The sequence below is a fragment of the Pseudomonas sp. TE6288 genome, assembly GCF_054062095.1.
Genome location: NZ_JBSSEW010000016.1, coordinates 107272 through 131327, shown reverse-complemented (window position 1 = coordinate 131327; position 24056 = coordinate 107272). Strand labels below are relative to the sequence as shown.

Sequence of the window (24056 nt, the reverse complement as noted above, 5' to 3'; positions counted from 1 at the left end):
AGTCCGCTCCCGCAGGGGCCGGTGTGCGGCCATATGCATCTAACTTTTCGATCTTAAGCCACGATATTCCTCCTGCGCACCTGCGCCGGGCTGCTGATACAATCGACCGATCTGAAAAATCCTACTGCCCAGGAGCACAACGTGCCCGTCGTCTTTGTTGCCGCCTCGAAACTCCCGACTCCCTTTGCGACCTTCACCATGCATGGCTTCCTCGACGAAGCCACTGGCCGCGAGCACGTGGTGCTCAGCCTGGGTGATATCGCCGACGGCGAGCCGGTGCTGGGGCGTCTGCACTCCGAGTGCCTGACTGGCGATGCGCTGTTCAGCCAGCGTTGCGACTGTGGCTCGCAGCTGGAGGCTGCATTGCAGGCCATCGCCCGTGAAGGCCGTGGCGTACTGCTGTACCTGCGCCAGGAAGGCCGTGGCATCGGCCTGCTGAACAAGATCCGCGCCTACGAACTGCAAGACGGCGGTGCCGACACCGTCGAGGCCAACGAGCGCCTGGGCTTCGCCGCCGACCAGCGTGACTACGCCATGTGCCTGCCGATGCTCGAGCACCTGGGCGTGAAGTCGTTGCGTCTGATGACCAACAATCCGCGCAAGGTAAAGGCCCTGACCGACATGAGCATCAAGGTCGCCGAGCGCGTACCGCTGCACACTGGCCACAACCCGCACAACCGCCTGTACCTGGCCACCAAGGCCGACAAGCTCGGGCACATGATGGGCAACAAGCACCAGGGCGAGGTGCCCCAGGCGTGACTCGCACAGAGGTGAAGCGGCGGCTGGCGCTGGCCTGGTGGCAGTACCTGGCCGTGGGGTTGCTGCCGCTGCCGGTGATGGCCTGGGCCTTTGGTGACGGCGAGGCGCTGATCCCGGTGCTGGCCATGCCGCTGTTCATCGCCGGTGCCGCCAGCATGTTCCTCAGCCTGCCGCGCTTCAGCGCGTACAAGCGGGCGTTGATCGCCAGCGACAAGGTATTGGGCAGCGCCGAAGAACCGGCGGCCTGGATCGAGCTGGCCCGCGTGCGCCGCCTGGCTATGCTGTTCGCCTGCTTCCCGGCCTGGGTTGCCGCGCTGTCGGTGCTGGTCGGGTTGGAGGCGGTACCGCAGATTCTCCTCGCCCTGTCCACCGTGGTGTTGCTGTACCTCTATCGCATCCCACGCCAGCTCGGCTGATGCGGGCGCTGTTCGCCGGGTTTTTGCTGCTGTGTCTCGGCGCCGTGGCCGAGGCCGCGCCGCGGGTGGTCAGCCTGGCGCCGTCGATGACCGAGATTGTCCTGGAGCTACGAGCCGGCGAGTTGCTGGTCGGTGTGCTCGATGGCGGCGAGCGTCCGCCGGCGCTGGCCCGGTTGCCTTCCGTCGGCCGCCATGGCCAGCTCGACATGGAGCGCCTGTTAAGCCTCGAGCCCGACCTCTTGCTGCTGTGGCCCGGCAGCGTGCCGCCGGCCCAGCGCGACCAGCTCAGGCGCCTGGGCATCGCCACGTTCAGCGGCGAGCCCGGCAACCTCGACCAGTTGATCGACCAGATCGAAGCCATCGCCCAACGTATTGGCCGTGACCAGCAAGGCCGCGCCTATGCCGCCAGCCTGCGTGAGCGGTTGCAGGGGCTGCGCGACCGCTACCGGCGTGAGGCGCCGCTGCGGGTGTTCTACCAGGTCTGGGACAAGCCGCTGTACACCTTGGGTGGCCGCCAGGTGGTCAGCGACGCCTTGCGCGTGTGCGGGGCGCGCAATGTGTTCGATGACCTGGCCCAGCCCGCCCCGCAGGTCAGCGTGGAGTCGGTGTTGCTGCGCGACCCCGAGGTGATCCTGGCGGGCGATGAGGCGCAACTGGCCAGTTGGCGCAACTGGCCGCGGCTGAGCGCCGTGAAAGGCGAGCGCTTGCTGGTGGTGCCGGACAAAGGCCTGGAGCGGCCCAGCGGGCAGATGATCGAGGCCACTGCTCGGCTGTGTGCGTTGCTCGATGCTAGAGCGCCGGTGTCCAGGTAAGGCTCAACAGCCAGGTGCGTCCTTCTTCGCGGTAACCGTGCCAACTGCCGTCGTAGCTGTAGAGGACGCGGCTGTATTGCTTGTCCAGCAGGTTGTCCAGCTTCAGATCCACCCTCACCTCGTCTGTCAGGGCCATGCCGCCACGTAGGCCGAGCAACCCATAGCCCCCCATGCGCCGGTTGTTGGACGGATCGTCGTAGCTGCCACTGACAGCCTGCCAGCTGGCGCCCACGCTGTAGCGAGCAAATTGTCGATCCACATCCAGGCTCAACGTGCGACGAGCGCGGCGTTGAAGGGTATGGCCGCTTTCCCGGTCACGCGGGTCGACCAGGCTCAGGCCCAGCTGAGAGGTCCAGCCGGCCCATTCCTGTTGCAGCGACAGTTCCATGCCATTGATTCGCGCGTTTTCGACATTGCCGGGTCGCCTGCGCTCGGGGTCGTAGTTGATTGCGTCGCGCAGGTCGGTGCGATACAGCGAGGCTTCCAGCCGTGTCTCACTGGCCAGCTGGCTGCGCCATTGCAGTTCGTAGCTTTTCGAGTGCTCGGGGCGCAGGTCCGGGTTGCCGTACTTCACATCGTAGAGATCGTTGAAGGTCGGGGCGCGAAAGCCTTCGCTGTAGGAGAGCAGCACGTCGTTGCGAGGGTTCAGCGGGACTGTGAGGCTGGCATTCCAGGTGGTCTGGTCGCCGAATTGCTGGTTACGGTCCTGGCGTACACCCAGTTCGCTCGAGAAGCTGTCCCCGGCAAAGCGATATTGAGCGAAGGCTGCGCGGTTCCAGCGGCTGTCCTCGCTGAAGTTCGCCGTACCGTGGAAGCGATCCTGGTACCAGTCGCCACCCAGCATCAGCTGGTTGCGCTCGTCGAGTGTGAAGTCGTTCTGCCAGGTGACCTGATCACGGTAGGTGTTGTAGATGAAGCGCTCGTCGCTCATCTTGTCGCGCTTGTCGTCACGGTTTTCGCTGTGGCCAAGTTCCAACCTGGAGTGCCAGGTGTCGCTTAGCTGGGCGTCGAACCAGGTGCCCAGGCTGCTGACACTGAAATCGGTGTAGGGCTGCTGTGGATAACTCAGATAGGTGGATTCATCCAGCCGCCCATAAGGATTGTCGTATTCACTGCGCCCACGGCTGTCGAGCAGGTTCAGGCCCGCTTCGAAGCGCTCGTTGAAGCTGTGGCTCAAGCTCAGGTTCAAAGAGCGGTTGCGATAGGCGTCATGGTCGCCATCGCTGGCATACGACGGCCCGGTCGAATCGATGCCGGCCGTCTCGTCCAGGCTGGCGCCGAGGTTGAAGCGGGTCGCGCCATCGCCACCGGACAGGCCCAGGCTGCGCTGCCAGGTCTGGTTGCTGCCGGTTGCCAGGCGCAGGCGCGGTTGCAGGCCCTGGCCCTCGCCACGCCGGGTGAAGATCTGGATCACCCCGCCGATGGCGTCGCTGCCGTAAACCGCCGAGCGCGAACCGCGCAGCACCTCCACCCGTTCGATCTGGTCGATGCCGAGAAACTGCAGGCCGCTGTCGCCGGAGGTGGTGTTGGCGATGCGCACGCCATCAACCAGCACCAGGGTCTGGGCGGCCTTGGTGCCGCGCACGAAGATGCCCGGCAGGCTGCCGCGACCGCCGGTGGGCGCGACCTGCACGCCGGGCACGCGGGCGAGCAGATCGGTGACGCTGCTGGGTTGCAGGCGGTCGATGTCGGCACGGGTGAACACCGTGTTGGCGGCGCTGGTGGCGGTACGCGACTCGACCTGGCGGCTGGCGCTGATCAGCACGTCGGGGAGCTTGAGGGCGTCGTCGCGGGAAGGTTCGGCTGCCAGGGTGGCGGCGGGGAGGCAGAGCAGGGGGAGGGCGCGGATCTTCATGGGGCAGTTCCATTGCAATCGCGGGGCAAGTCGCATCGGCGCACCGGCGCTCCCACGCAGTTATCGTGGGAGCGGCGGCGCGCCGATGCGACTTGCCCCGAGATATGGCCTTACAGGCCGAGCTTGGCCATTCGGGTTTTGACGGAGGCTTCGATCCCTGCCGCATCCAGCCCGCACTCGGCCAGCATCTGCGCAGGCTTGGCGTGCTCGACATAGATATCCGGCAGCCCCAGGTGCAGCAGCGGCTTGACCACCGCTTCGCGGGCGAGGAACTCGCCGACCGCTGCGCCGGCGCCACCCATGATGGCATTCTCTTCGATGGTCACCAGCAACTCATGGCTGGCGGCCATTTCCAGCACCAGCGCCTCGTCCAGAGGCTTGACGAAACGCATGTCGACCACGGTGGCGTCGATCTGCTCGGCCACCTGCAGGGCTTCGGCCAGCTGTACGCCGAACACCAGCAGGGCAACCTTGCCACCCTGGCGGCGGACCACGCCCTTGCCGATTTCCAGGGGCTCCAGGTCGCCGCTGATCGGCGCGTTGGGGCCGGTGCCACGTGGGTAGCGCACGGCGGCCGGGCCCTTGTAATGGTGGCCGGTGCTGAGCATCTTGCGCAGCTCGTTCTCGTCGCTCGGAGTCATCACCAGCATGCCGGGGATGCAACGCAGGTAGGACAGGTCGTAGGCGCCGGCGTGGGTCGGGCCGTCCTCGCCGACCAGGCCGGCGCGGTCGATGGCGAACAGCACATCGAGGTCCTGTACCGCCACGTCGTGGATCAGCTGGTCATAGGCGCGTTGCAGGAAGGTCGAGTAGATCGCCACCACCGGCTTGGCACCCTCGCAGGCCATGCCCGCGGCCAGGGTGACCGCGTGCTGCTCGGCGATGGCGACGTCGAAGTAGCGCTCCGGGTAGCGTTCGCTGAAGTCGATCAGGTCCGAGCCTTCCTTCATCGCCGGGGTGATGCCCACCAGGCGATTGTCGGCGGCGGCCATGTCGCACAGCCACTGGCCGAACACCGAGGCGTATTTCGGGCCGCTGGTCTTCTTCGGCGCGACCGGCTTGTCGGCCGGCTCCAGCTTGGTGATGGCGTGGTAGCCGATCGGGTCGACCTCGGCCGGGGCGAAGCCCTTGCCCTTCTTGGTCACCACGTGGAGGAACTGCGGGCCCTTGAGGTCGCGCATGTTGCGCAGGGTGGCGATCAGGGTCGGCAGGTCGTGGCCGTCGATCGGGCCGATGTAGTTCCAGCCCAGCTCCTCGAACAGCGTGCCCGGCACCAGCATGCCCTTGGCGTACTCCTCGGTGCGGCGGGCGATTTCCCAGGCGCCGGGCAGGCGCGACAGCACTTTCTTGCTGCCTTCGCGCATGCTCGCGTAGGTGCGGCTGGAGAGGATCTTGGCCAGGTAGTTGGACAGGCCGCCGACATTGCGCGAAATCGACATGTCGTTGTCGTTGAGGATCACCAGCATGTCGGCGTTGACTTCCTGGGCGTGGTTCAGCGCCTCGAAGGCCATGCCGGCGGTCAGCGCGCCGTCGCCGATCACCGCGATCGACTTGCGCGGGTCGTTCTGCAGGCGGGCGGCGATGGCCATGCCCAGCGCGGCGCTGATCGAGGTGCTGGAGTGGCCGACGCCGAAGGTGTCGTACTCGCTCTCGCTGCGGCGCGGGAAGGCGGCGATGCCGTCCTTCTGGCGCAGGCTGAGCATGCGCTCGCGCCGGCCGGTGAGGATCTTGTGCGGGTAGGCCTGGTGGCCGACGTCCCACACCAGCCGGTCATCCGGGGTGTCGAAGACGTAGTGCAGGGCGATCGTCAGCTCGATGACGCCCAGGCCCGCACCAAAATGCCCACCGGTCTGCCCAACGGTATAGAGCAGGTCCTGGCGCAGCTCGTCGGCCAGGGTCTCCAGGTCGGCTTCGGCCAGCCGGCGCAGGCCGGCGGGCGTGTCGGCGCGGTCCAGCAACGGCGTGACCGGGCGTTCGCGGGGGATCTCTTGAAACGTCGTGGGCATCAGGCGAGTCGTTATAGGTGTGAAGACGCGGCAGTTTACCCCATTGTAGGAAAAGCTGCCCATTCAGTCGGGTGTTGAGCGGGGGCTGCGGCGCACCCCATCGCCGGCAAGCCGGCTCCCCCAGGTATCGCGTTGTCCGTGAGCGCTGGTGTGTCGGCAGCGGCGCTGATCAGTGGCGGCGTTCGACGATGTAGCGGGCCAGCGCCCGCAGTGGCTCGGCATTCTCGGCAAAGCCTGCCAGCGCGGCCAGCGCCTGGTCGCGCAGCTCCAGGGCATAGGCCTTGGCCGCCTCCAGGCCGAGCAGGGCCGGGTAGGTCGGCTTGTCGCGGGCGATATCGGCGCCCTGGCGTTTGCCCAGGGTGGTGGTGTCGCTCTCCACGTCGAGGATATCGTCCTGCACCTGGAACGCCAGGCCAATGGCCTGTGCATAAGTCTGCAGCGCATCGAGCTGGACCTGCCCGGCGCGGGCGCTGGCCAAGGCGCCGAGGCGCACGCTGGCTTCGATCAGTGCGCCGGTCTTGTGCCGGTGCATGTACTCCAGGGCTTTCTGGTCGAGCTTCAGGCCGACCGAACCGAGGTCGATGGCTTGCCCGCCGACCATGCCCGCAGGGCCGGCCGCCTTGGCCAAGGCCTGGACCATCTGCAGGCGGATGGCGTCGGGCTGCGGGCTCAGGCGCGGATCGAGCAAGGCGCTGAAGGCCAGGCTTTGCAAACCGTCGCCGGCGAGGATCGCGCACGCCTCGTCGAAGGCCTTGTGGGTGGTCGGCTGGCCGCGGCGCAGGTCGTCGTCGTCCATGGCCGGCAGATCGTCGTGTACCAGCGAGTAGGCGTGGATCAGCTCAACCGCGCAGGCGGCGCCGTTGGCCTGCTCCGCCGGTACGCCGAAGGCTTCGCAGGCGGCGTAGGCCAGCAGCGGGCGCACGCGCTTGCCGCCGTTCATCACGCTGTAGCGCATGGCGGCATAGAGGCGCTCGAGCTCCTTGGCGGGAGCCTGGAACAACGGTTCGAGCGCCGCGTCGACCCGGGCCTGGGCGCTCGCCTGGTACTGGGCGATCATGCCTCGGGCTCCGCATCGAATGGCTGCGCGGCCAGCTCGCCGTCACGCTCCAGCAGGATCTGCACCTTCTGCTCGGCCTGGGCCAGGGCGCCCTGGCAATCGCGGGTCAGGGCGATGCCTTGCTCGAAGGCGGCCAGCGACTCTTCCAGCGACAGTTCGCCGTTCTCCAGGCGCTCGACCAGGGCTTGCAGGTCGGCGAGGGATTGTTCGAAATCGATGGAGGCTTTTTTGCGGGCCATGGCGACGGTCTCGGTGGTGTTCAGAACGGCGCGACACTAGCAGAGCGGGGCAGGGGGAGCAAATCACGCAGGGTTATCGTTCGTCGCATTTTGTTGCACTTGTTCGATGTGAGCCATCTTGCAATCTGCGAAGCAATGGAATTGTGGGGGTGGCGGCCCTCTGCCATAATCCGCGCGCTCTGGCCCGTGGGCCAGCGGCTTCCCTCCCCGACGTCATGTAATGGACTACGTTGTGAGCTTCCTCTCGATCGAATTCGGCCTCTGTTTCACGCTGTTCTTCATACTTTATTGGAGCCTGTGCTGGAGTGTCCGGCTGCAGAACCTGCTGCTGCTGACGGCCAGCTATGGCCTGGTGGCCAGCTTCAGCCTGCAGTCGCTTTACATCCTGCTGGGCTACAGCGTGCTGGTGTACCTGCTCGGCCTGCTGGCGGGGCGCTACCCTGGACGCTGGTTCAGTCGCGTGCTGCTGTTGACGCTGGTGCTGGGCTGTTTCTACCTGTTCAAGTATCAGGCGTTCTTCGTCGAAGGCGCGCAGGCCGCACTGGCCACCGCCGGGTTCGACGTGGCGCTGCCGTTGCTGGAAGTGCTGGTGCCGATCGGGCTGTCGTTCTATACCTTCCATTCGGTCAGCTACCTGGTGTCGATCAACCGGCGCGAGCTGACGCCGTCGGCGCCGCTGGACCTGGCCTTGTACCTGGCGTTCTTCCCCAGCCTGGTGGCCGGGCCGGTCAACCGCGCCCTGCACATGCTGCCGCAGATCCGCCCGCCGGCCATGCGCCAGGTGCTGGAGCCGCAGCGGGCACTGGGGCTGATCGCGATGGCGGTGGTCAAGTTGTTCTTCCTCAGTGCCTGGCTGGGCAGCGAGTGGGTGGACCCGGTGTTCGACACCCCGGGCAGCGCCTCCCCCGAGCAGGTACTGTTGAGCGTGTACGGTTACAGCCTGCTGATCTACTTCAACTTCAGCGGCTACACCAACCTGGTCACCGGCATCGCCTTGTTGCTGGGGTTCCGCCTGCCGGACAACTTCGACGCGCCGTATGCCGCACACAACCTCAAGGAGTTCTGGGGGCGCTGGCACATCAGCCTGTCGCGCTTCATCCGCGACTACGTCTATATCCCGCTGGGCGGCAACCGCCAGGGCGTATGGCGCGGCAACCTGAACATGCTGCTGGCGATGCTGGTGTCCGGGCTGTGGCACGGGGCGAGCGTGAACTTCATCATCTGGGGCGCACTGCACGGCGTGGGCCTGGCCATCTCCAAGCTGTTCAGCCAGTGGTGCCCAGGGTTCGCCAACCTGCCGGGATCGGGCTTGCTGGCGCGGTTGATGACCTTCCACTACGTGGCTTTTGCCTGGATCTTCTTCCGCAGCCCGACGTTGGAGGGCGCGCTGGAGATGCTCGGCGACATCGCCCAGCTCAGCCTGGCGGGCCTGAACAGTGTCACTGGCCTGATGCTGCTGGCCTGCGTGCTGTTCGTGGCCAGTTATCCACAATGGCTGGCGCTGCTGCGCCAGAGTGGCGCGGCCTTCCAGCGCCTGCCGTGGCAGCTGTATCCGATCCCGCTCGGGGTCGGTGTGTCGCTGGTGATTTTCGCTTCGCAGTCGGGCGTGCCGGGGTTTATCTATGCAAGCTTCTGATAGCAAACAGCTGTTCCAGGTACAGATGGGCGCTGCCCGTTGCCTGTACGCGATCGTGGTCACCACCGCGCTGCTGTTCTGGCTGAACCAGGACTCGATCAAACTCTACTGCCAGCAGAAGTACCACCAGAGCTGCGAAATCCCGCTGCTGGGCCAGATGCCGGCCTGGCGCATGGGGGCGCAACTGACGGCGCTGCTGGAGGCCCGCCGTGACGACCTGCTCGAGCGCCTGCAGCCGGCGCCGCAGGTAGCCGAAGCGCCGCTGCCCGAGGTGCTGCCCGCGCCGATGCCGGTGGTCACGGTCGACCTGCAGACCCCGGCGGCGCTGGCCAAACCGCTGCCGCACGGTGCGGCGCACACGCCGGCGCCTGTTCACGTGCCCGCGCCCGTCGCTGTAACCCCGTCCGTCGCGGCAGTGCCGGCGTCAGTGCCAATGCCAGCGGCAACTCCAGCACCAGCCCCGGCGCCGGTATTGCTGCAACCGGGCACCGTGGCCTCCCTGGCCGCTGGTGACGAGGTGTTCCTGGTCGGCGATTCGCTGATGCAGGGCGTTGCCCCGCACCTGGCCAACAGCTTGCGCAAGCGTTACCAGATCCGCACCGTCAACCTCAGCAAGCAGAGCACCGGCCTTGCCTACCCGGGCTTCTTCAACTGGCCGAAGACCGTGGCCGAGACCCTCGACCACGAACCGAACGTGCGCCTGATGGTAGTGTTCCTCGGCCCCAACGACCCGTGGGACATGCCCCAGGGCAAAGGCAAGCCGTTCCTGCGCTTCAAGTCGCCGGAATGGGAGGTGGCCTATCGCGCCCGGATCGATTCGATCCTCGAGCAGGCCCGCACGCACAACGTGCAGGTTATCTGGGTCGGACCGCCGAACATGGAGAAGGCGCGGCTGTCCACCGCCATGGGTTACCTCAGCGGGCTCTACCAGGAGCAGACCGCGCTGTACGGCCAGTACTACGTGTCGGCCAACCCGATCCTCGGCTACGCCGACGCCAGCTTCGCGTACACGGTGCAGACCGCGCAGGGCAAGCGGGTGAAGGTGCGGGTCGACGATGGCATTCATTTCACCATCACAGGCCAGAAGATGATCGCCGAGCAGATACTGTCGCTGATCAGCTTTCCAGGCCTGACCGTAACAGGACATTGAGATGCGCCAATGGCATCACCTGCTGGGCCTGGCCCTGCTGATCAGCGCCGCGCCGGGTTGCAGCACCGGCGCCAACAGCGTGAGCGCCCAGCCCGCGGCGCGGCCCACCGCCGCGCCCGCCAGCCGCCAGGACGGCAACGTCGCCCTGCTCGCCGGCAAGCTGCGCAATGCCGGGCGTGCCCCGGTTGCCATCGTCCAGCTGGGTGATTCGCACACCGCCGCCGACCTGTTCAGCGGCGAGCTGCGCCGCCTGCTGCAGGCACGCTACGGCGACGGTGGCATTGGCCTGGTGCCGGCCTCGCCGGTGCCGGGGATCCGTAACGACCGGGTGATCATCAAGAGCGAGAAGCGCCAGTGGGAGCTGGTGTCGGCGCGCAACCAGCACAGCCATCAGTTTCCGCTGGGCGGCTACCTGTCGCTGCCGCAGGCCAACCGTTCCAGCGTGATGCTGCAAGCGCGGGACGAGGACCGCCAGCGCTACAAGGTCTCGGCGTTGTACCAGTCCAGCGGGAGTGCCAGCCTGCTGGTCAATGGCGGCCAGCGCCGGGTGTTGCCGGCTAGCAACGGCCAGTGGCGCTTCAGCCCGGCGTTCGCCAATGTCGGCCTGCCGGTGCAACTGACGGTGGAGGGTGGCCGTGGCGTCGCCTTGGGTGGCTGGTACCTGCAGGGGCAGAAGAATGCCGGGGTGATCTATTCGACGCTGGGCATCAACGGCGCGCGCCTGGAGGTGGTGGACAAGTGGCAGGCGGGTTGGCGCAACAGCCTCAAGGCCGTGCGGCCGGACCTGGTGATCCTGGCCTACGGCACCAATGAGGCGTTCGACGACAAGCTCGACCTGGCGCTGTACCAGGCGCAGCTGGAGGCGACCCTTACGGGCGTGCGCAAAGACCTGCCACAGGCGGCGATACTGCTGGTCGGCCCGCCGGACTCGATCAAGCAGCGCAAGGCGCGCAGTTGCGCGGCGCGCCAGCCGCAACCGCTGGCCTCGGTGATCCGTATCCAGAAGCAGATGGCGCGCAAGCACAAGGCGCTGTTCTGGGATTGGCAGGGGTTTATGGGCGGGCCGTGCTCGATCGCCGGCTGGCAAGCGCAGGGGCTGGCGCGGCCTGATCTTGTCCATCTGACAGCCGATGGCTATCGCAAGAGTGCGGCGGGGTTGTATGAGTATCTGAAGGGGCCGTTGGGGTTGCGTTGAGGCCTGGCCTCATCGCGGGGCCAGCCCGCCCCCACGAAGCACCTTGGTACTTGGCGTGGGAGCGGGCTTGCCCCGCGATGCCTTTGGATCAGGCCGGCTCGGCCTCCAGCTCAACCATCGCCTCGCGATAGCGCGCCAGCTCCTCGATGGTCAGCACCGGCAGGTTGTACTGCCGCGCATACACCGCCACCTGCTCGCCCCGGGCCATGCTGCCATCGGGGTTCATCAGTTCGCACAGCACCGCCGCCGGGCGCAGGCCGGCCAGGCGGGCCAGGTCCACCGAGCCTTCGGTGTGGCCGCGACGGGTCAGCACGCCGCCGTCACGGGCGCGCAGCGGGAACACATGCCCTGGGCTGACGATATGGCGCTGTTGCGCGGTGGAGCGCAGCGCGGCTTCGATGGTGGTGATGCGGTCCTGGGCCGACACGCCGGTGCTGACCCCTTCGGCCGCTTCGATGGTGACGGTGAAACCGGTGCCATGGCGGGCCTGGTTGTTCTGCACCATCGGCGCCAGCTGCAGGGCGTCGACGGTGGCTTCGTCCAGGCACAGGCAGACGATGCCGCTGCAATCGCGGATCATCATGGCCATGGTCTGCAGCGACAGGTTCTCGGCGGCGGCGACGATGTCGGCTTCGTCCTCGCGGTCGTCGTCGTCGAGCAGCAGCACCGGGCGCCCGGCCTGGAAGGCGGCGATGGCGGCGCTGACGTTGGGGAATTGCTTGTTAAGCGGGGTGGACATGAAACGCTCCTCGTGAATGATCGATGAACGTCTCGGGGCGAACAAAATGCGCGCGCAAGGGCGCCTGGACGGCCCCTGCCAAACGCCTTCTTTCATCCGGACTATGACCGTCGGCCCTGGAATCTCACCAGATCTGCTGACCCCCGGCATGGCCGGGGCGCTCGCGGGCTCATCTTTCGATTTACCGCCGGTGGGGACTTTCACCCCGCCCTGAAGACCCGGGGAGCATACCGCAAACCGACCATTCGCTGGCAAGCCCTGCTTAAGTCGATGCCGGTCTTTCCTCAATCCCTGTGGGAGCGGCGGTTCGGCGCCCCGATTTGTCCTGCGAACACGGGTGTAGCCCGTGCCAGGCAGCGATGTCTCAAGTCCATGCAGCGGGCAAGAGAGAAACCGAGGGAGTGAAGAAAACTCGGCTAGACCGAAGTCTGCCCGTGCACGGCTGCCATAGGACATGCTCGATTACTCATCAACGTTCTCACACCCGGCCGCAAACATCGCGACTCAGGGACGTTATTCCTGAGGTGATTTCCCGACAACAGAGGAGCTTCGGCAAGTCGCGTAGGATACTTCCCAAGCCTGTTTGGCTCGAAGCATTTGGTTTCCGATTGGGAAACGTCCTACGGCTTATGCGCGCTGTTAAGCGGCCAAGGCCGGTGAAGGCGGGACGCCTGAGCCAAAAAGGTTTATCGTTTGGCATGCGAATTTGCAGGGCCTGGGAAGACACTAGACATGACCGAGCGTGACCCGTTGAAAACATCGCGTGCAGGAGTGATTCAGCTCAAGCGCATGACCATCGACAACTTCAAGTCGCTGGTTGGTTTTTCGATATCACTGACCAAGTTCACCTGTCTGATCGGGTTGAACGGTGCCGGTAAGTCGACAATTCTTCAGGCGATGGACTTCCTGTCGCAACAGATGCGTGGCGATCTTACGGGCTGGTTGAAGAGTCGGGAGTGGAAGGCGACTGACCTCAAGTCCAAGCTAGGCAAGACCAGCAATATAACTTTCGAGCTGCGCTGCACGTTGGATAACTCAGCGTTGGTATGGCGAGGAAGTTTCAATCGCTCGTTGCTGCGCTGTACCCAGGAAAGTATCGAGCTTGACGACACCGTGGTCATGAAGGTCGACGACGGCCGGTTTGTAGTGGACCAGAACGGGTTGGGGGCTTGGCTGACGGGGGACATCGCATTCGAGTACCAAGGGTCTTTGCTCTCGCAACTCAAGGAAGAAAGTGTGAGCCCGCAGTTGCGCCTGTTCAAACGTTTTATCGCGACGATCACGTCGCTGGATGCCCTGTCACCTCAGCATTTACGCCGCAAGTCACGTGAGGCTGATGGCGGGCTGGGTTTTGCAGGCGAAAAGTTTTCTTCATTTCTCCACGCCTTGCCCGAAGCCAGCAAACTTCGGTTGCTCGAATTGTTGGGGGGGCCTTATCCACAGGTCCAGGCCATCGACCTGTCGGCCTTGCGTGCAGGCTGGAAGTCGCTAAGCATCCAAGAGCGCTATGCCGATCATCGCTTCAGTACCGAAGCCCGGCACATGAACGATGGCATGTTGCGCCTGATGGCGATCCTTGCCGAAACCTTGTCCGATCACCAGTTCATGCTGTTTGATGAAGTTGAAAATGGCATCAACCCCGAAGTGATCGAGTTTTTGCTCGATCACCTTGTGAACACCCCCCAGCAAGTCATGGTGACCACGCACAGCCCAATGGTGTTGAACTACCTCGAGGATGAAGTTGCACGCGAAGGGGTGCAACTGATCTACAAAATGCAGGATGGGCGGACCCGGGCTATTGCGTTCTTCGGAATACCGGCGATGGCCGAGAAGTTGAGGGTCATGGGGCCGGGTGAGGTCTTTGTAGATACCAACCTTGTTGCATTGACCAAAAAGCTGGCTCAGGGAGAGCACTGATGCTGCTGCTCGTTAGTGGAGAAGGGCCTTCGGATATTGGTGTGGATGTGCCAGGTGAGCAAGGCTGGGTATTTAGGCCAGGGCCGATGACTCATGTCATAGACCGCTTGTTCGAACATCGATGTGACTACTCAGCACTGCTGTGTGAAATGATCGAGTTCATCTCCGAGCGAGCGCTCGTAGAGGCGAAGGAAAAGAATTCAGGCCGCAAGTTTCGGGCGCCTGGAAAGCGCAAAGAGCAGGAAACGAACTTCTTCTACGAGAATGCGCAGCGTCTAGCCATTCTATCTGTCGAGCGTCAGATGCAGGCGGATAGGATGGTGGTTCCGGTCCTGTTCCGAGACAGCGACACCGTATCCATCAGGGAGTGGCGCGCCAAATGGCGGTCAATGCTGGATGGCTTCGAATCTGGTGGTTCATCGTTGGGCGTGCCGATGATTCCGCAGCCAAAGTCCGAAGCGTGGCTGCTCTGCGCGTGCAGGGATCCTCAGTACGAGCATTGCGCACAGTTGGAGAGCGCCCCTGGAAACGATGACGCGCCTGCCCCGCTCAAGCCGATGCTGGATGCGGCACGTAATGGTAGGAGTAGCGCGCAGGAGTTGGTCGAAGCCATTGAAAACGGCGATATCGACCCCCTGCGTATCACAATGCCTAGCTTCGATGAGTTCCGTACACGCTTGAATCACGTACTGGATCAATTCAACGGTCACCCCTGACCCTTCACCTGCTGCCAATCCAATCCGAACCGCGCCAGGTACTTGCGCAGGCGGTCGGCGTCGTTGGGGTTGGCCTTCTCCTGGCGTGATACCGCGAACAGCTGGCGCCCGGCCTCGGACAGGCTCTGGGCGCGGCGGCACACATCGATCACCGCCTGCAGTTGTACCTGGTCGAACAGGTCCAGTTCGCGGCCGGCCAGCAGCGGCTCGGTTGCCGATCCCAGGCCCCAGGCATAGCGCAGCCGAGCGATCTCTTCCTCGACCAGTGCCTCGTCGATGCGCCCGCTGTCGGCCAGGGTCGCCATGCGCGTGATCGATGCCGACAGCTCGCGGAAGTTGCCGGCCCAGCGTGCTTCGCTGGCGTGGGCGAAGGCGAGGTAGCGGCGCTTGGCTTCGAGATTGAAGCGCACCTGGCGGCCTTGTTCGCGGGCGTGGCGTTGCAGCTCGAAGTCGAGGTTCGGCTCGATGTCCTCGCGGCGTTCGGCCAGGCCAGGCAGGCCGAATGTCCACAGGTTGATGCGGGCGAACAGGTCTTCGCGGAACGAGCCGTCGGCGACCTTGGCGCGCAGGTCGCGGTGGGTGCCGGCGATCAGTTGGAAGTTGCTTTCCACCTCGCGGTCGGCGCCCAGCGGGAAGAAGCGTTTTTCTTCGATGGCCTTGAGGAGCATGGCCTGTTCGTCGGCGCCCAGTTCACCGATCTCGTCGAGGAACAACATGCCGCCGTCGGCCGCGCGCAGCAGGCCGTCGCGGGCGTTCTGCGCGCCGGTGAAAGCGCCCTTGGTGTGACCGAACAGGGTCGACATCGCGCCGTCGCCGCGCAGGGTGGCGCAGTTCACCTCGATGAAGCGCCCGCCCAGTAGGTGGCGGCCGCGCTTGAGCTCGTGGACGCGACGGGCCAGGAACGACTTGCCGGCACCGGTCGGGCCAACCAGCAGCATCGGCGCCTTGGAGCGCAGGGCGACCCGTTCGATCTGCTCGATGGTGCGGTTGAACCCGGGGTTGCGCGTGGCGATGCCGGACTTGAGCAGCGACTGCCCCTCGACCTGTTCCCGGCGAAAGCGCGAGGCGATCGGGTCGTAGCGCGACAGGTCGAGGTCGATCAGCGTGGCGATGCCGGCCGGGTCGCTGTTTTCGTCGTGCTTGCGCGAGGGCGAGGTCTGCACCAGGCGCGCCGGGAGGTAGCGCGCCTCGGTGAGCAGAAACCAGCAGATCTGCGCGACGTGGGTGCCGGTGGTGATATGCACCAGGTAGTCCTCGTGCTCGGTGTTGAAGCTGTAGCCGCTGGCGAAGTCGTGCAGGGCGCCGTAGACCTCCTCGAAATCCCACGGGTTGCGCAGCGCCAGAGGATGCAGGCGCACCTCGGTGCCGGGCGAGACCTGCTGGATGTCGGCGCGGATTCGCTCGGCCAGGCCGAGGTCGCGTGCGCCGGGGCCGTGGATAAGTTCCAGACGGTCCAGGGGCAGGTCGGGTTGCTGGCACAGGCCGATGGTTGGCCGCCACTTGTTCCAGCGCGCCGCACCCTTGCCGTTGCGGTCGAGGGTGGTGCCGAGAAAACCGATGGCGACGAGGGGCTTGGTCATCCGTGCTTATCCAAAAAGATAAATGTGTATCGCAGGATATACGAAAAATGAAATCGGGTAGACGCGTTGTAATGTATCGGCTAACACTAAATAAAAATAAATGCTTATAAATCAATTAGTTATACGATTTCTTCAAGAGCGAATGAAAACCTGGCACGCCGCTCGCTATATCCCTCTCGACTGCATCGCCAGGCAGGCCCTCGGGTCAGGGGATATCAACCCCCGCCGGTGCACGTACCCACCCTCAGGTGTTGGTGTCGTGCATGCCGCCGCTGCAACGAACGGTCATTGCGGCGCAAGCCTGTAAACAGGCTTGCGAGGCGCTCGCCGGGCCAAGTCCCGGCACTACCCTCCACGGTAGCTACAACCGCAACACCCGCAGGTGGGGCACAGGCAACGCAACCAGGGCCAGGATGGTCCGCTTTTGCGAAGGACGCCTGAGCCACCGCTGGCCCACCCGGCCCGCCGGCCGGGCCTGGCGCAACGATGGAGGCCGCCGGAGCAAGCGCTCCCGGCCCCGGACTCCGCCAGGCTTCGCCTACGGCGCTCGGTGAGTCAGCGACCCCTGCAACCAAGGACATTGATAAAAGGATGAGCAAGATGAAACTGTTGAAACGCTTTGTGGTGAAGAAAAACGAACGTGGCCTGCTGATGAGCGAAGGCGACTTCGTGTCGATTCTCGAGCCTGGCCAGTACCAGCGTTTCGACTGGCAAGACCGGCTGACGGTGACCACCTTCAGTCTCCAATCCCCGCTGTTCGACCACCCGCTGGCGCAGTACCTGCGTGGGCATGAACCAGCTCTGGTCGAGCAGCATTTCGAAGCCATGGACCTGGCGCAGCACGAGGCCGGCCTGCGTTTCGAGAACGGCCGCCTGGTCGAGTTGCTGGCACCGGACAGTCGCCGCCTGTACTGGAAAGGCCAGGTCGAGCATGGCTTGCAGCGCATCGATCTGAACAAGGGCCGGCGCCTGGACGATGAGCTGGTGGTGCGCCTGAACCGCCCCGGCGTAGCCGGTACGGAGCTGGTCCTGCTGGCACTGGTGCCGGCGTTCCATGTCGGTGTGCTGAAGATCGACGGCGTGGTTGTCGGATTGCTCGAGCCGGGCCGGCATGGCTACTGGCGCTGCGGCAGCCAGGTAGTGGTCGAGATGGTCGATACCCGTCTGCAGGCACTGGAGGTAAACGGCCAGGAGATCCTCACACGCGACAAGGTCAGCCTGCGCCTGAGCCTGGTGGCCAACTGGCGTTACAGCGATGTGCTCGGCGCCCACGGGCAGATGAGCAAACCGGTGGAGCACCTGTACCGCGAACTGCAGTTCGGTTTGCGTGCCGCGGTGGGCACCCGCACCCTCGACGAACTGCTGGAAGACAAGCAGTCCATCGACGGTAGCGTCACCGAGCACCTGCTGGCGCACCTGCAAGGCAGTGGCCTGGAGGTGAGCAGCCTGGGGGTGCGCGACATCATCCTGCCGGGCGAAATGAAAACCCTGCTGGCGCAAGTAGTGGAAGCAGAGAAGGCCGCCCAGGCCAACGTGATCCGCCGGCGTGAGGAAACCCAGGCGACCCGCTCGCTGCTCAACACCGCCAAGGTGATGGAAGGCAACCCGACGGCCCTGCGCCTGAAGGAGCTGGAAACCCTGGAGCGGGTGGCCGAGCGTATCGACCGGATTTCGGTGTTCGGTGGCCTGGATCAGGTATTGAATGGCATGGTCAGCCTCAAGGCGGGTTGACCCTTTGCGACACGACGTAACGCAACAAGGAACAAGGTAATGAACATACTCGAAGTGGCGGGCGGCAAGCCGATCAAACTGTGGACCGACGGTGTACCGGTCGAGGACGACGCCCGCAGGCAACTGATGAACACGGCGAAGATGCCGTTCATCTTCAAGCATCTGGCGGTGATGCCGGACGTGCACCTGGGCAAGGGCTCGACCATCGGCAGCGTGATCCCCACTGTGGGCGCGATCATCCCCGCGGCGGTGGGCGTGGACATCGGTTGCGGCATGATCGCCGCGCGCACCTCGCTGCACGCCCGCGACCTGCCGGACAACTTGCATGGCCTGCGTACAGCCATCGAGAAGGCCGTGCCCCATGGCAAGACCTTCGGCCGTCGCGATCAGGGCGCCTGGGACAACGTGCCGGAGCAGGCCGACCAGATGTGGAGCGGACTCGCTGGGCGCTTCAAGGCCATCACCGAGAAGTACCCGCGGCTGGAGAAGACCAACAACCGCCAGCACCTGGGAACGCTGGGGAGCGGCAACCATTTCATCGAGGTCTGCCTGGACGAGGCCGACCGCGTCTGGTTCATGCTGCACAGCGGGTCGCGCGGTGTGGGTAATGCCATCGGCAACCTGTTCATCGAACTGGCCCAGGCCGACATGCGCCAGCACATGGTCAACCTGCCGGACCGTGACCTGGCGTACTTCGAGGAAGGCAGCCGCCACTTCGCCGACTACGTCGAGGCGGTGGAATGGGCGCAGGATTTCGCCCGGCATAATCGCGAGCTGATGATGCTGGCGGTGGTCGCCGCCACCCGCAAGGTACTGGGAAGGCCGTTCGAGGCCAGCCTCGAAGCAGTCAACTGCCACCACAACTACGTGCAGAAAGAGCAGCATTTCGGCCGCGAGGTATTGGTGACCCGCAAGGGGGCGGTGTCGGCACAGAAGGGCCAGCTGGGCATCATCCCGGGCTCGATGGGCGCCAAGAGCTTCATCGTTCGCGGCTTGGGTAACGAGGAATCGTTCTGCTCGTGCAGCCATGGCGCGGGCCGGGTGATGAGCCGCACGAAGGCCAAGAGCCGCTTCACCGTCGAGGACCAGCAGCGCGCCACCGCCCATGTGGAGTGCCGCAAGGACAAGGATGTGATCGACGAGATCCCGATGGCCTACAAGGACATCGATGCGGTGATGCAGGCCCAGCGGGAGTTGGTCGAAGTGGTGCACACCCTGCGTCAGGTAGTGTGCGTGAAAGGTTGAAGCGGGCGACAGCGGCCAGCTGGATGGGTACCTGCGCGGCATCGTCCAACGCAGCGCGTCGCAGGAACTGCGCACTGCATCGCTGTAGCAGCGACCGTGTGCCACGGGGTTGGGTACCCGCATGGGCTGCCCTGAATCCAGCTATTCGGGTGCTCGACCGAGTGTCACAGGCGTATTGCCGACTCAAACGGATTCCGGTATTGGTAGTGGCTCTTTGATATCTATTTGCTTTCCGGTCAGCCGTTCAGGGCCCGACCGTGCCACTCGAACCCCAGCAGTTCACGATTTTCCGCACCCACCCGGTTGATTGAAGTGACACAGGAGTCGTCATGCAGGCAGCGAAAGAGCTCGATCAGGTCACCAACGTGAGTTTCCTCTTCGGCATTGCCAAAGTGCAGGCCGAGGCGCCACCGGACTATGCCCGTCAACACCTGCTGCGTTACCTCGCAGAGTATGGCGAGCAGGGCGTGGATGAAGAGCGTCTGCAGCAGATGACCAGGCTGATGGCCGCTATCCCGCTCACCTCGGCCGATACCTTGCCGACGTTGCGCGATTCGGTGCTCAGGCAGCATGCCGCGCGCACTGCCTGCATCCGCCAGGCTGTGGAGCGCCAAACGCCATTGCTGGAAGGCGAAACCTTGCTGGAGGAGAGCTTTGCGTTTCTCGGCAAACCATACAACGGCTGTCATGTCCGTTCGGTGGCACTGTTGCGCACTACCAACTATGGGCAATTGGTGTACCTGTTCAAGGATGTGGTGGTGGGGCAGGATGGCCAGTTGCTGTTCATCGAGGCAGTTGGCCCGGTGAGCTCGCCAGCAGCGGATCTGGAGCTGAGCTCGACGGATGTCGTTGCAGCGGCATTCGGTGAGCTGGGTGGCAAGCTGGCCACGTCCCTGGCCTCCGCTGTCGGTGGTGCAATTGGCAAGGCACTGTTCGAGCAGGCCTTTCCGCCAGGTGTGCCGAGCTACTTCGACCAGGTCTATGTTGAGCTCAAACGGATTGTCGGTGGTGAATTGCAGCAGAGCCTGATCGACAGCATCGACGGCTCGATCAAGAGCATCCAGCAGCATCTGGAGACCGAATACCTGCCGGCCAAGGAATCACTCGACCTCACGCTGCTGGAGGATCGCAAGCAACTGTTCGCGCTGTTGCAGAAGTACGAGACCACTTACCTCTCCGGCCCGGGCGGGATGCTGGGCACGCTGATGAACGAGAAGTACGCCAAGCTCGGTTTCGGCGTGTTCCTGATTGCCGCCGGTGTGCAACTGGCGTTGTTCCAGGAGATGGCTTTTGTCGATCCGAACGGCCTGGGACGCGATGGCACGCTTCGCAGCCCGCTGCAGTCCAGTTATGGCCAGCCCAAGACCGGCACGGTTGCCAGGGCCGCGAAGATGTACGCCGAGTTCGCCGCCGAGCTGTGGCCGCGGATCATCAAGGACCGTGAAGCGAAGATCAGCCATGATGTGCGCAACATGTGCGCGCCGGGTGATACCGGGGGTACCAGCTGCCACCGCTATGGGTGGCTTGACGATGAACTCGAGCGTAGTGTGCTGCTGCCGTGCACCTGGAAAACCAAGGTGACGCTGTACCGTGTCTGTGATGGTGACAAGAGTGGCAAGAACCCCAACCTCGACTTCATGAACGAGCGTTTCGCGAATTACCCGGTGGAGCGGGTCGAGGCGCTGCGCAAGTCGTTGGGTGTGCCGGAAACCATCATCGAGCAGTGGAGAAGCCTCATCGAGACGCCGGTCCGGCCAGCGCCCGAGCCTGTTCGCCAGGCCTGATGGGTGAGGCGCTGGCCCGATGATTGGCCGGCGCCTGCGGGCGGCCCTTACCTGTACATCCCTTCCACCACCCTACGCAGCGAGGCTGCCAGCATCGGGCCGTGCCCCAACCCCGGGAAGCGTTCGTAGCGAACCTGCAGCCCTGGCACCTGCGCCAGTGCGCCGGCGAGGTCATGCAGCGCTTTGCCACTCTCGTCGCCCGGTGAGCCGTGTGGCTCGCCAGGCTCGTCGGTGCCTCGCATCAGCAGCAGGTTCGGGCGACTGTCGCTCACGTGCAGCCCTTGCGCCTCTGCGACGATGGCACCGTCATTCCACCACAACGATGGGCTGGCAGCCGCGTAGCTGCTGAACATCCCTGGGCGGGTGAACAGCGTATGCAGTACAGCAAGCCCGCCATAGGAATGGCCCCAGAGGGTTTGCCGTTGTGGATCGATGGGCGCGACCGTGGCGACCATCGGGCGCATGCGTCGCTCGAGCAAGTCGAGAAACCCGTCGATACCACCGCTGGGCTGGCCGGTCAGTGGGTCATGCTGGTCAACCCGGCCTGGCACCGTGGGGGTGTAGTCGTAGGTGCGGGCACTGCGCTCGATGCGTTGGTCGGTCTGATAACCGATGGCAACCAGCAGGGGGGCCTGCCCGCTCGCCAACTGCTCCAGTTGTTGCGGTTCGAGGGTACCAATGGCGGCATTGCCATCGAGCATCCACAGCACCGGGTAACCGCTGGCAGGTGCAGGGTGCAGCGGTTTTCCCACCCACAGGCGGTAGTGGCGCCGGCCGTCCGCCGAGTCCAGGTCAAGGTGGCTGAAGCGATAGGCCAGGTCCTGGCGCTGCAGCAGGGTGCGGTCCATTTTTTGCTCAGGTTGGGGGCGCGCATAGGCGGGCGCGGTCATCGCCAGTGCCAGTACGAGCGGAAGAATCTTCATCGGGCGTACTCCTTGTAGCGTCCAGGGCAGGCCGCCGCTGCGTCGATGGCGTCGCGGCGGCACAGGTTCAGAAGGAGGCGGTCAGGCTGGTGTAGAGGGTGCGGCCCGGTTCGTTGTAGGTCGCCGCGCCTGCGCCTTCGATGCCGTTGACCGCCTGGGCGTTGCCGGCGCGGTACAGGCGTTTGTCGAACAGGTTGTCGATGCCGGCAGTCAGGCTCAGGTTCTTTGTCAGGGCGTAGGTGCCGCTGGCGCCGACCAAGGCGTAAGGCGCCACCTGGTCATTGGCGCTGCCGGTCACGCGCTTGCCCTGGTAGTCGTACTTCTTCGGCGTCTGCTTGCCATACCAGGCCACACTCAGCTGCAGCGACAGGTCGTCGGAGGCTTGCCAGTCGAGCATCGAATTGAGGGTGTAGGCCGGGGTCACCGACAGGGTCTCGCCAGTGGTCTTGTTCTTCGATTGCAGCATGTAGGTGAAGTTGTTGCTCCACTTCAGCTGTTCGCTCAGCGGGATGGTCAGGGTGCCCTCGAGGCCCTCGACCAGCGCCTTGGGGATGTTCTCCCACTGGTAGAGGGTGGCGTTGGCGTTGGCGCCGGTGCCACCGGCTGCCTGGCCGATGCCGCTCAGGCCCGAGTCGATCTTGTTCTTGTAGTCGTTGCGAAAGTACGTCAGGCCGGCGACCCAGCCGTTGTCCTGGAACTCGATGCCCAGTTCCTTGTTGACGCTGGTCTCGGCCTCCAGGTGCGCGTTGCCCTGCAGGTAGCAGCTGGTGCTCTGCCCGTAGCAGCCCTGGCCACGGCTGTAGAGCAGGTAGTCGGGGTTGAGCTGATACAGGTTCGGCGCCTTGTAGGCGCGGGCGATGCCGGCCTTCAGCGTCAGGGTGTCGCTCAGCGCGTGGGACAGGTTGAGCGACGGGCTCCAGTTGTCACCGACGATGCTGTGGTGATCGAAGCGCAGCGCCGGAGTGAGCATGGTGCCGGGCAGCAGTTCGATGTTGTCCTCGGCGAACAGCGAGAAGATCTGCGCCTGGCTGCTGGTACTGCGGCCGCTGCTGGTCAGGCCGAGCACGCTGCCGCCTTCGCTGGTGCTCTGGGTGTTGGCGCTGGGGTCGTCGAGCTTCTGCTGGCTCCACTCGCTACCCAGGGTCAGGGTCTGGTCGCGCCAGGCATGCAGCGGCAGGTTGAGCTCGCCATGGGCGGTCAGGTCGCGCAGGGTCGAGGTGTAGAAGTCGGTGTTACTGAAGATGCCTTCGGTGCCGCCGGCCAGGCCTTCGTTGATGCGCTGGTTGCGGGTCTTCTCGTATTGCAGGAAGGCCATGCTGCTGCCGAAATCCCAGTCGCCCCGGTGGGTGATGGCGAAGCTCTCGCGGTAGAGTATGTTGGTCTCCTTGCCCAGCATGCTTTTGACGTTGGCATTGGAGTTGGTGTTCTGGGTATCGCCTGCGTACAGGTTGCCCTGGCGGCTGAAGCCGGCTTCGAGTTCCAGGGTCTGTTCCGGGGTCAGGCGCCAGCTCAGCAGGCCGTTGAGGTCCTTGTTGCGCACACCTTCTCGGCCAGCGGGCAGGGTACCGGCCTGGGAGCCGGAGCGTGCGGACTCGTGGCCGGCGTTGATGTCCCAGTCGTCCGCGTCGGTCTTGGCCACGTTGCCGTACACCCGATAGCTGAGGGTGTCGGTGAGTGGGCCGTTGAGGCCGAAGCTCACGCGCTTGGTGGCGCCTTCGTCACCGTGCTGCGGGAAGTTCTGGTACACGGTCATGTTGCCGTGGGGCTCGCCCGCCGCTTGCTTGGTGATGATATTGATCACCCCACCCATGGCCCCGGAACCATAGCGTGCCGCCGCCGGGCCGCGGATCACTTCGATGCGCTCGACCTGGTCGGCCGGCACCCAGTTGGTGTCGCCGCGCGAGTCGCGTTCGCCACGCCAGCCGTAGCGTACTGAGCTGCGGCTGCTGACCGGCTTGCCATCGACCAGGATCAGGGTGTTCTCCGGCCCCATGCCACGAATGTCGATCTGACGGTTGTTGCCGCGTTGACCGCTGGTGGAGTTGCCGGTCAGGTTGACCCCCGGCATGGTGCGGATGATCTGCGACAGGTCGTTGGCCGGCGGGCGCTTCTTGATGTCTTCGGCGGTGATGATCGAAACACCGGGCGCCTGCTTGGTCTCTTCCAGCGCGGTGGCCACCACGTTCTGGCTTTCCAGCTCGATCGGTGCGGGCTGGTTGGCGGCGTGCACGGCGCTGCTCAGCAGGCAGCTGGACAGCAGCAGGAAGGGTGATAGGCAAAGCGGGCGGGGCGACAT

19 protein-coding genes and 1 riboswitch are annotated in these 24056 nt (G+C 64.7%); of the genes, 11 read left to right on the top strand and 8 right to left on the bottom strand.

Annotated elements, in window-relative coordinates; genetic code table 11:
• Positions 1 to 141 precede the first annotated feature (141 nt).
• The 3 genes from ribA to ACVWY1_RS18225 are packed head-to-tail and all read left to right on the top strand — an operon-like array spanning position 142 to position 1987.
• On the top strand, positions 142 to 759 hold the full coding sequence (ribA, locus tag ACVWY1_RS18235; RefSeq protein WP_023631163.1) for a GTP cyclohydrolase II: 618 nt from the start codon (positions 142 to 144) through the stop codon (positions 757 to 759).
• Positions 756 to 1175: an MFS transporter gene (locus ACVWY1_RS18230; RefSeq protein ID WP_457378600.1), complete on the top strand. Its 420-nt coding sequence runs from the start codon at positions 756 to 758 to the stop codon at positions 1173 to 1175. The genes ribA and ACVWY1_RS18230 overlap by 4 nt, the downstream gene beginning before the upstream one ends.
• Positions 1175 to 1987: a cobalamin-binding protein gene (locus tag ACVWY1_RS18225; RefSeq protein ID WP_111533278.1), complete on the top strand. Its 813-nt coding sequence runs from the start codon at positions 1175 to 1177 to the stop codon at positions 1985 to 1987. Before ACVWY1_RS18230 ends, ACVWY1_RS18225 begins: the two co-directional genes overlap by 1 nt.
• Here ACVWY1_RS18225 and ACVWY1_RS18220 read toward each other — a convergent pair.
• The 4 genes from ACVWY1_RS18220 to ACVWY1_RS18205 form a co-directional block, all read right to left on the bottom strand.
• Entirely contained in the window at positions 1965 to 3842 is a 1878-nt protein-coding gene (locus tag ACVWY1_RS18220) for a TonB-dependent receptor plug domain-containing protein (RefSeq protein WP_277502601.1), read from the bottom strand. The genes ACVWY1_RS18225 and ACVWY1_RS18220 overlap by 23 nt on opposite strands.
• A 110-nt stretch (positions 3843 to 3952) precedes the next feature.
• On the bottom strand, positions 3953 to 5848 hold the full coding sequence (gene dxs / locus ACVWY1_RS18215) for a 1-deoxy-D-xylulose-5-phosphate synthase (protein WP_258599547.1): 1896 nt from the start codon (positions 5846 to 5848) through the stop codon (positions 3953 to 3955).
• A 169-nt stretch (positions 5849 to 6017) separates the two neighbouring features.
• Positions 6018 to 6905, bottom strand: a complete 888-nt coding sequence (gene ispA / locus ACVWY1_RS18210) for a (2E,6E)-farnesyl diphosphate synthase (protein ID WP_277502602.1) — start codon at positions 6903 to 6905, stop codon at positions 6018 to 6020.
• Positions 6902 to 7144, bottom strand: coding sequence for an exodeoxyribonuclease VII small subunit (locus ACVWY1_RS18205; RefSeq protein WP_011531978.1), 243 nt, complete (start codon positions 7142 to 7144; stop codon positions 6902 to 6904). Before ACVWY1_RS18205 ends, ispA begins: the two co-directional genes overlap by 4 nt.
• Before the next feature lie 220 nt (positions 7145 to 7364).
• Between ACVWY1_RS18205 and ACVWY1_RS18200 the strand changes: the two genes are divergently transcribed.
• From ACVWY1_RS18200 to ACVWY1_RS18190, 3 genes are read left to right on the top strand one after another with little or no spacing between them, the layout of a single operon-like run.
• Complete coding sequence (locus tag ACVWY1_RS18200; RefSeq protein ID WP_277502603.1) at positions 7365 to 8780, top strand: MBOAT family O-acyltransferase; 1416 nt, start codon at positions 7365 to 7367, stop codon at positions 8778 to 8780.
• Positions 8767 to 9930 (top strand): SGNH/GDSL hydrolase family protein, encoded by a 1164-nt coding sequence (locus ACVWY1_RS18195; RefSeq protein WP_277502604.1) that lies wholly within the window; start codon positions 8767 to 8769, stop codon positions 9928 to 9930. Before ACVWY1_RS18200 ends, ACVWY1_RS18195 begins: the two co-directional genes overlap by 14 nt.
• A 1-nt stretch (position 9931) precedes the next feature.
• The gene (locus ACVWY1_RS18190) at positions 9932 to 11125 is read left to right on the top strand and encodes an SGNH/GDSL hydrolase family protein (protein WP_277502605.1); all 1194 of its coding nucleotides are present in this window, start codon (positions 9932 to 9934) and stop codon (positions 11123 to 11125) included.
• An 88-nt stretch (positions 11126 to 11213) separates the two neighbouring features.
• Here ACVWY1_RS18190 and ribB read toward each other — a convergent pair whose 3' ends face one another.
• Positions 11214 to 11864, bottom strand: coding sequence for a 3,4-dihydroxy-2-butanone-4-phosphate synthase (gene ribB / locus ACVWY1_RS18185; RefSeq protein WP_038707266.1), 651 nt, complete (start codon positions 11862 to 11864; stop codon positions 11214 to 11216).
• Positions 11865 to 11944: 80 nt separating this feature from the next.
• Positions 11945 to 12086, bottom strand: a riboswitch (FMN riboswitch).
• A 510-nt stretch (positions 12087 to 12596) separates the two neighbouring features.
• Between ribB and ACVWY1_RS18180 the strand changes: the two genes are divergently transcribed.
• Together ACVWY1_RS18180 and ACVWY1_RS18175 are read left to right on the top strand one after the other, a co-directional pair.
• Positions 12597 to 13781 (top strand): AAA family ATPase, encoded by a 1185-nt coding sequence (locus ACVWY1_RS18180; RefSeq protein WP_430943920.1) that lies wholly within the window; start codon positions 12597 to 12599, stop codon positions 13779 to 13781.
• Entirely contained in the window at positions 13781 to 14497 is a 717-nt protein-coding gene (locus ACVWY1_RS18175; RefSeq protein WP_457378599.1) for a hypothetical protein, read from the top strand. Before ACVWY1_RS18180 ends, ACVWY1_RS18175 begins: the two co-directional genes overlap by 1 nt.
• Here ACVWY1_RS18175 and rtcR read toward each other — a convergent pair.
• Positions 14488 to 16077, bottom strand: coding sequence for an RNA repair transcriptional activator RtcR (rtcR, locus tag ACVWY1_RS18170; protein WP_457378598.1), 1590 nt, complete (start codon positions 16075 to 16077; stop codon positions 14488 to 14490). The genes ACVWY1_RS18175 and rtcR overlap by 10 nt on opposite strands.
• A 600-nt stretch (positions 16078 to 16677) precedes the next feature.
• On the opposite strand from rtcR, the gene ACVWY1_RS18165 reads away from it, so the two are divergent.
• The 3 genes from ACVWY1_RS18165 to ACVWY1_RS18155 all read left to right on the top strand — a co-directional run bounded on the left by ACVWY1_RS18165 (position 16678) and on the right by ACVWY1_RS18155 (position 20837).
• Positions 16678 to 17808, top strand: a complete 1131-nt coding sequence (locus tag ACVWY1_RS18165) for a slipin family protein (protein ID WP_277502609.1) — start codon at positions 16678 to 16680, stop codon at positions 17806 to 17808.
• 39 nt (positions 17809 to 17847) lie between these two features.
• Positions 17848 to 19053: an RtcB family protein gene (locus ACVWY1_RS18160; RefSeq protein ID WP_277502610.1), complete on the top strand. Its 1206-nt coding sequence runs from the start codon at positions 17848 to 17850 to the stop codon at positions 19051 to 19053.
• A 329-nt stretch (positions 19054 to 19382) separates the two neighbouring features.
• Positions 19383 to 20837, top strand: a complete 1455-nt coding sequence (locus tag ACVWY1_RS18155) for a hypothetical protein (protein ID WP_457378597.1) — start codon at positions 19383 to 19385, stop codon at positions 20835 to 20837.
• A gap of 47 nt (positions 20838 to 20884) precedes the next feature.
• Here the strand turns inward: ACVWY1_RS18155 and ACVWY1_RS18150 are convergent, their stop codons facing one another.
• Positions 20885 to 21760 carry an alpha/beta hydrolase gene (locus ACVWY1_RS18150; protein WP_277502614.1) on the bottom strand — a complete coding sequence of 292 codons (876 nt, stop codon included), beginning with the start codon at positions 21758 to 21760 and terminating at the stop codon, positions 20885 to 20887.
• A gap of 67 nt (positions 21761 to 21827) precedes the next feature.
• Positions 21828 to 24056, bottom strand: a complete 2229-nt coding sequence (locus tag ACVWY1_RS18145) for a TonB-dependent siderophore receptor (protein ID WP_457378596.1) — start codon at positions 24054 to 24056, stop codon at positions 21828 to 21830.

Coding starts and splice junctions, on each gene's coding strand:
- ACVWY1_RS18225 (WP_111533278.1), top strand. CDS start 1,175: ATGCGGGCGCTGTTCGCCGGGTTTTTGCTGCTGTGTCTCGGCGCCGTG.
- ACVWY1_RS18220 (WP_277502601.1), bottom strand. CDS start 3,842: ATGAAGATCCGCGCCCTCCCCCTGCTCTGCCTCCCCGCCGCCACCCTG.
- dxs (WP_258599547.1), bottom strand. CDS start 5,848: ATGCCCACGACGTTTCAAGAGATCCCCCGCGAACGCCCGGTCACGCCG.
- ispA (WP_277502602.1), bottom strand. CDS start 6,905: ATGATCGCCCAGTACCAGGCGAGCGCCCAGGCCCGGGTCGACGCGGCG.
- ACVWY1_RS18205 (WP_011531978.1), bottom strand. CDS start 7,144: ATGGCCCGCAAAAAAGCCTCCATCGATTTCGAACAATCCCTCGCCGAC.
- ACVWY1_RS18200 (WP_277502603.1), top strand. CDS start 7,365: ATGGACTACGTTGTGAGCTTCCTCTCGATCGAATTCGGCCTCTGTTTC.
- ACVWY1_RS18195 (WP_277502604.1), top strand. CDS start 8,767: ATGCAAGCTTCTGATAGCAAACAGCTGTTCCAGGTACAGATGGGCGCT.
- ACVWY1_RS18190 (WP_277502605.1), top strand. CDS start 9,932: ATGCGCCAATGGCATCACCTGCTGGGCCTGGCCCTGCTGATCAGCGCC.
- ribB (WP_038707266.1), bottom strand. CDS start 11,864: ATGTCCACCCCGCTTAACAAGCAATTCCCCAACGTCAGCGCCGCCATC.
- ACVWY1_RS18180 (WP_430943920.1), top strand. CDS start 12,597: ATGACCGAGCGTGACCCGTTGAAAACATCGCGTGCAGGAGTGATTCAG.
- ACVWY1_RS18175 (WP_457378599.1), top strand. CDS start 13,781: ATGCTGCTGCTCGTTAGTGGAGAAGGGCCTTCGGATATTGGTGTGGAT.
- rtcR (WP_457378598.1), bottom strand. CDS start 16,077: ATGACCAAGCCCCTCGTCGCCATCGGTTTTCTCGGCACCACCCTCGAC.
- ACVWY1_RS18165 (WP_277502609.1), top strand. CDS start 16,678: ATGAAACTGTTGAAACGCTTTGTGGTGAAGAAAAACGAACGTGGCCTG.
- ACVWY1_RS18160 (WP_277502610.1), top strand. CDS start 17,848: ATGAACATACTCGAAGTGGCGGGCGGCAAGCCGATCAAACTGTGGACC.
- ACVWY1_RS18155 (WP_457378597.1), top strand. CDS start 19,383: ATGCAGGCAGCGAAAGAGCTCGATCAGGTCACCAACGTGAGTTTCCTC.
- ACVWY1_RS18150 (WP_277502614.1), bottom strand. CDS start 21,760: ATGAAGATTCTTCCGCTCGTACTGGCACTGGCGATGACCGCGCCCGCC.
- ACVWY1_RS18145 (WP_457378596.1), bottom strand. CDS start 24,056: ATGTCGCCCCGCCCGCTTTGCCTATCACCCTTCCTGCTGCTGTCCAGC.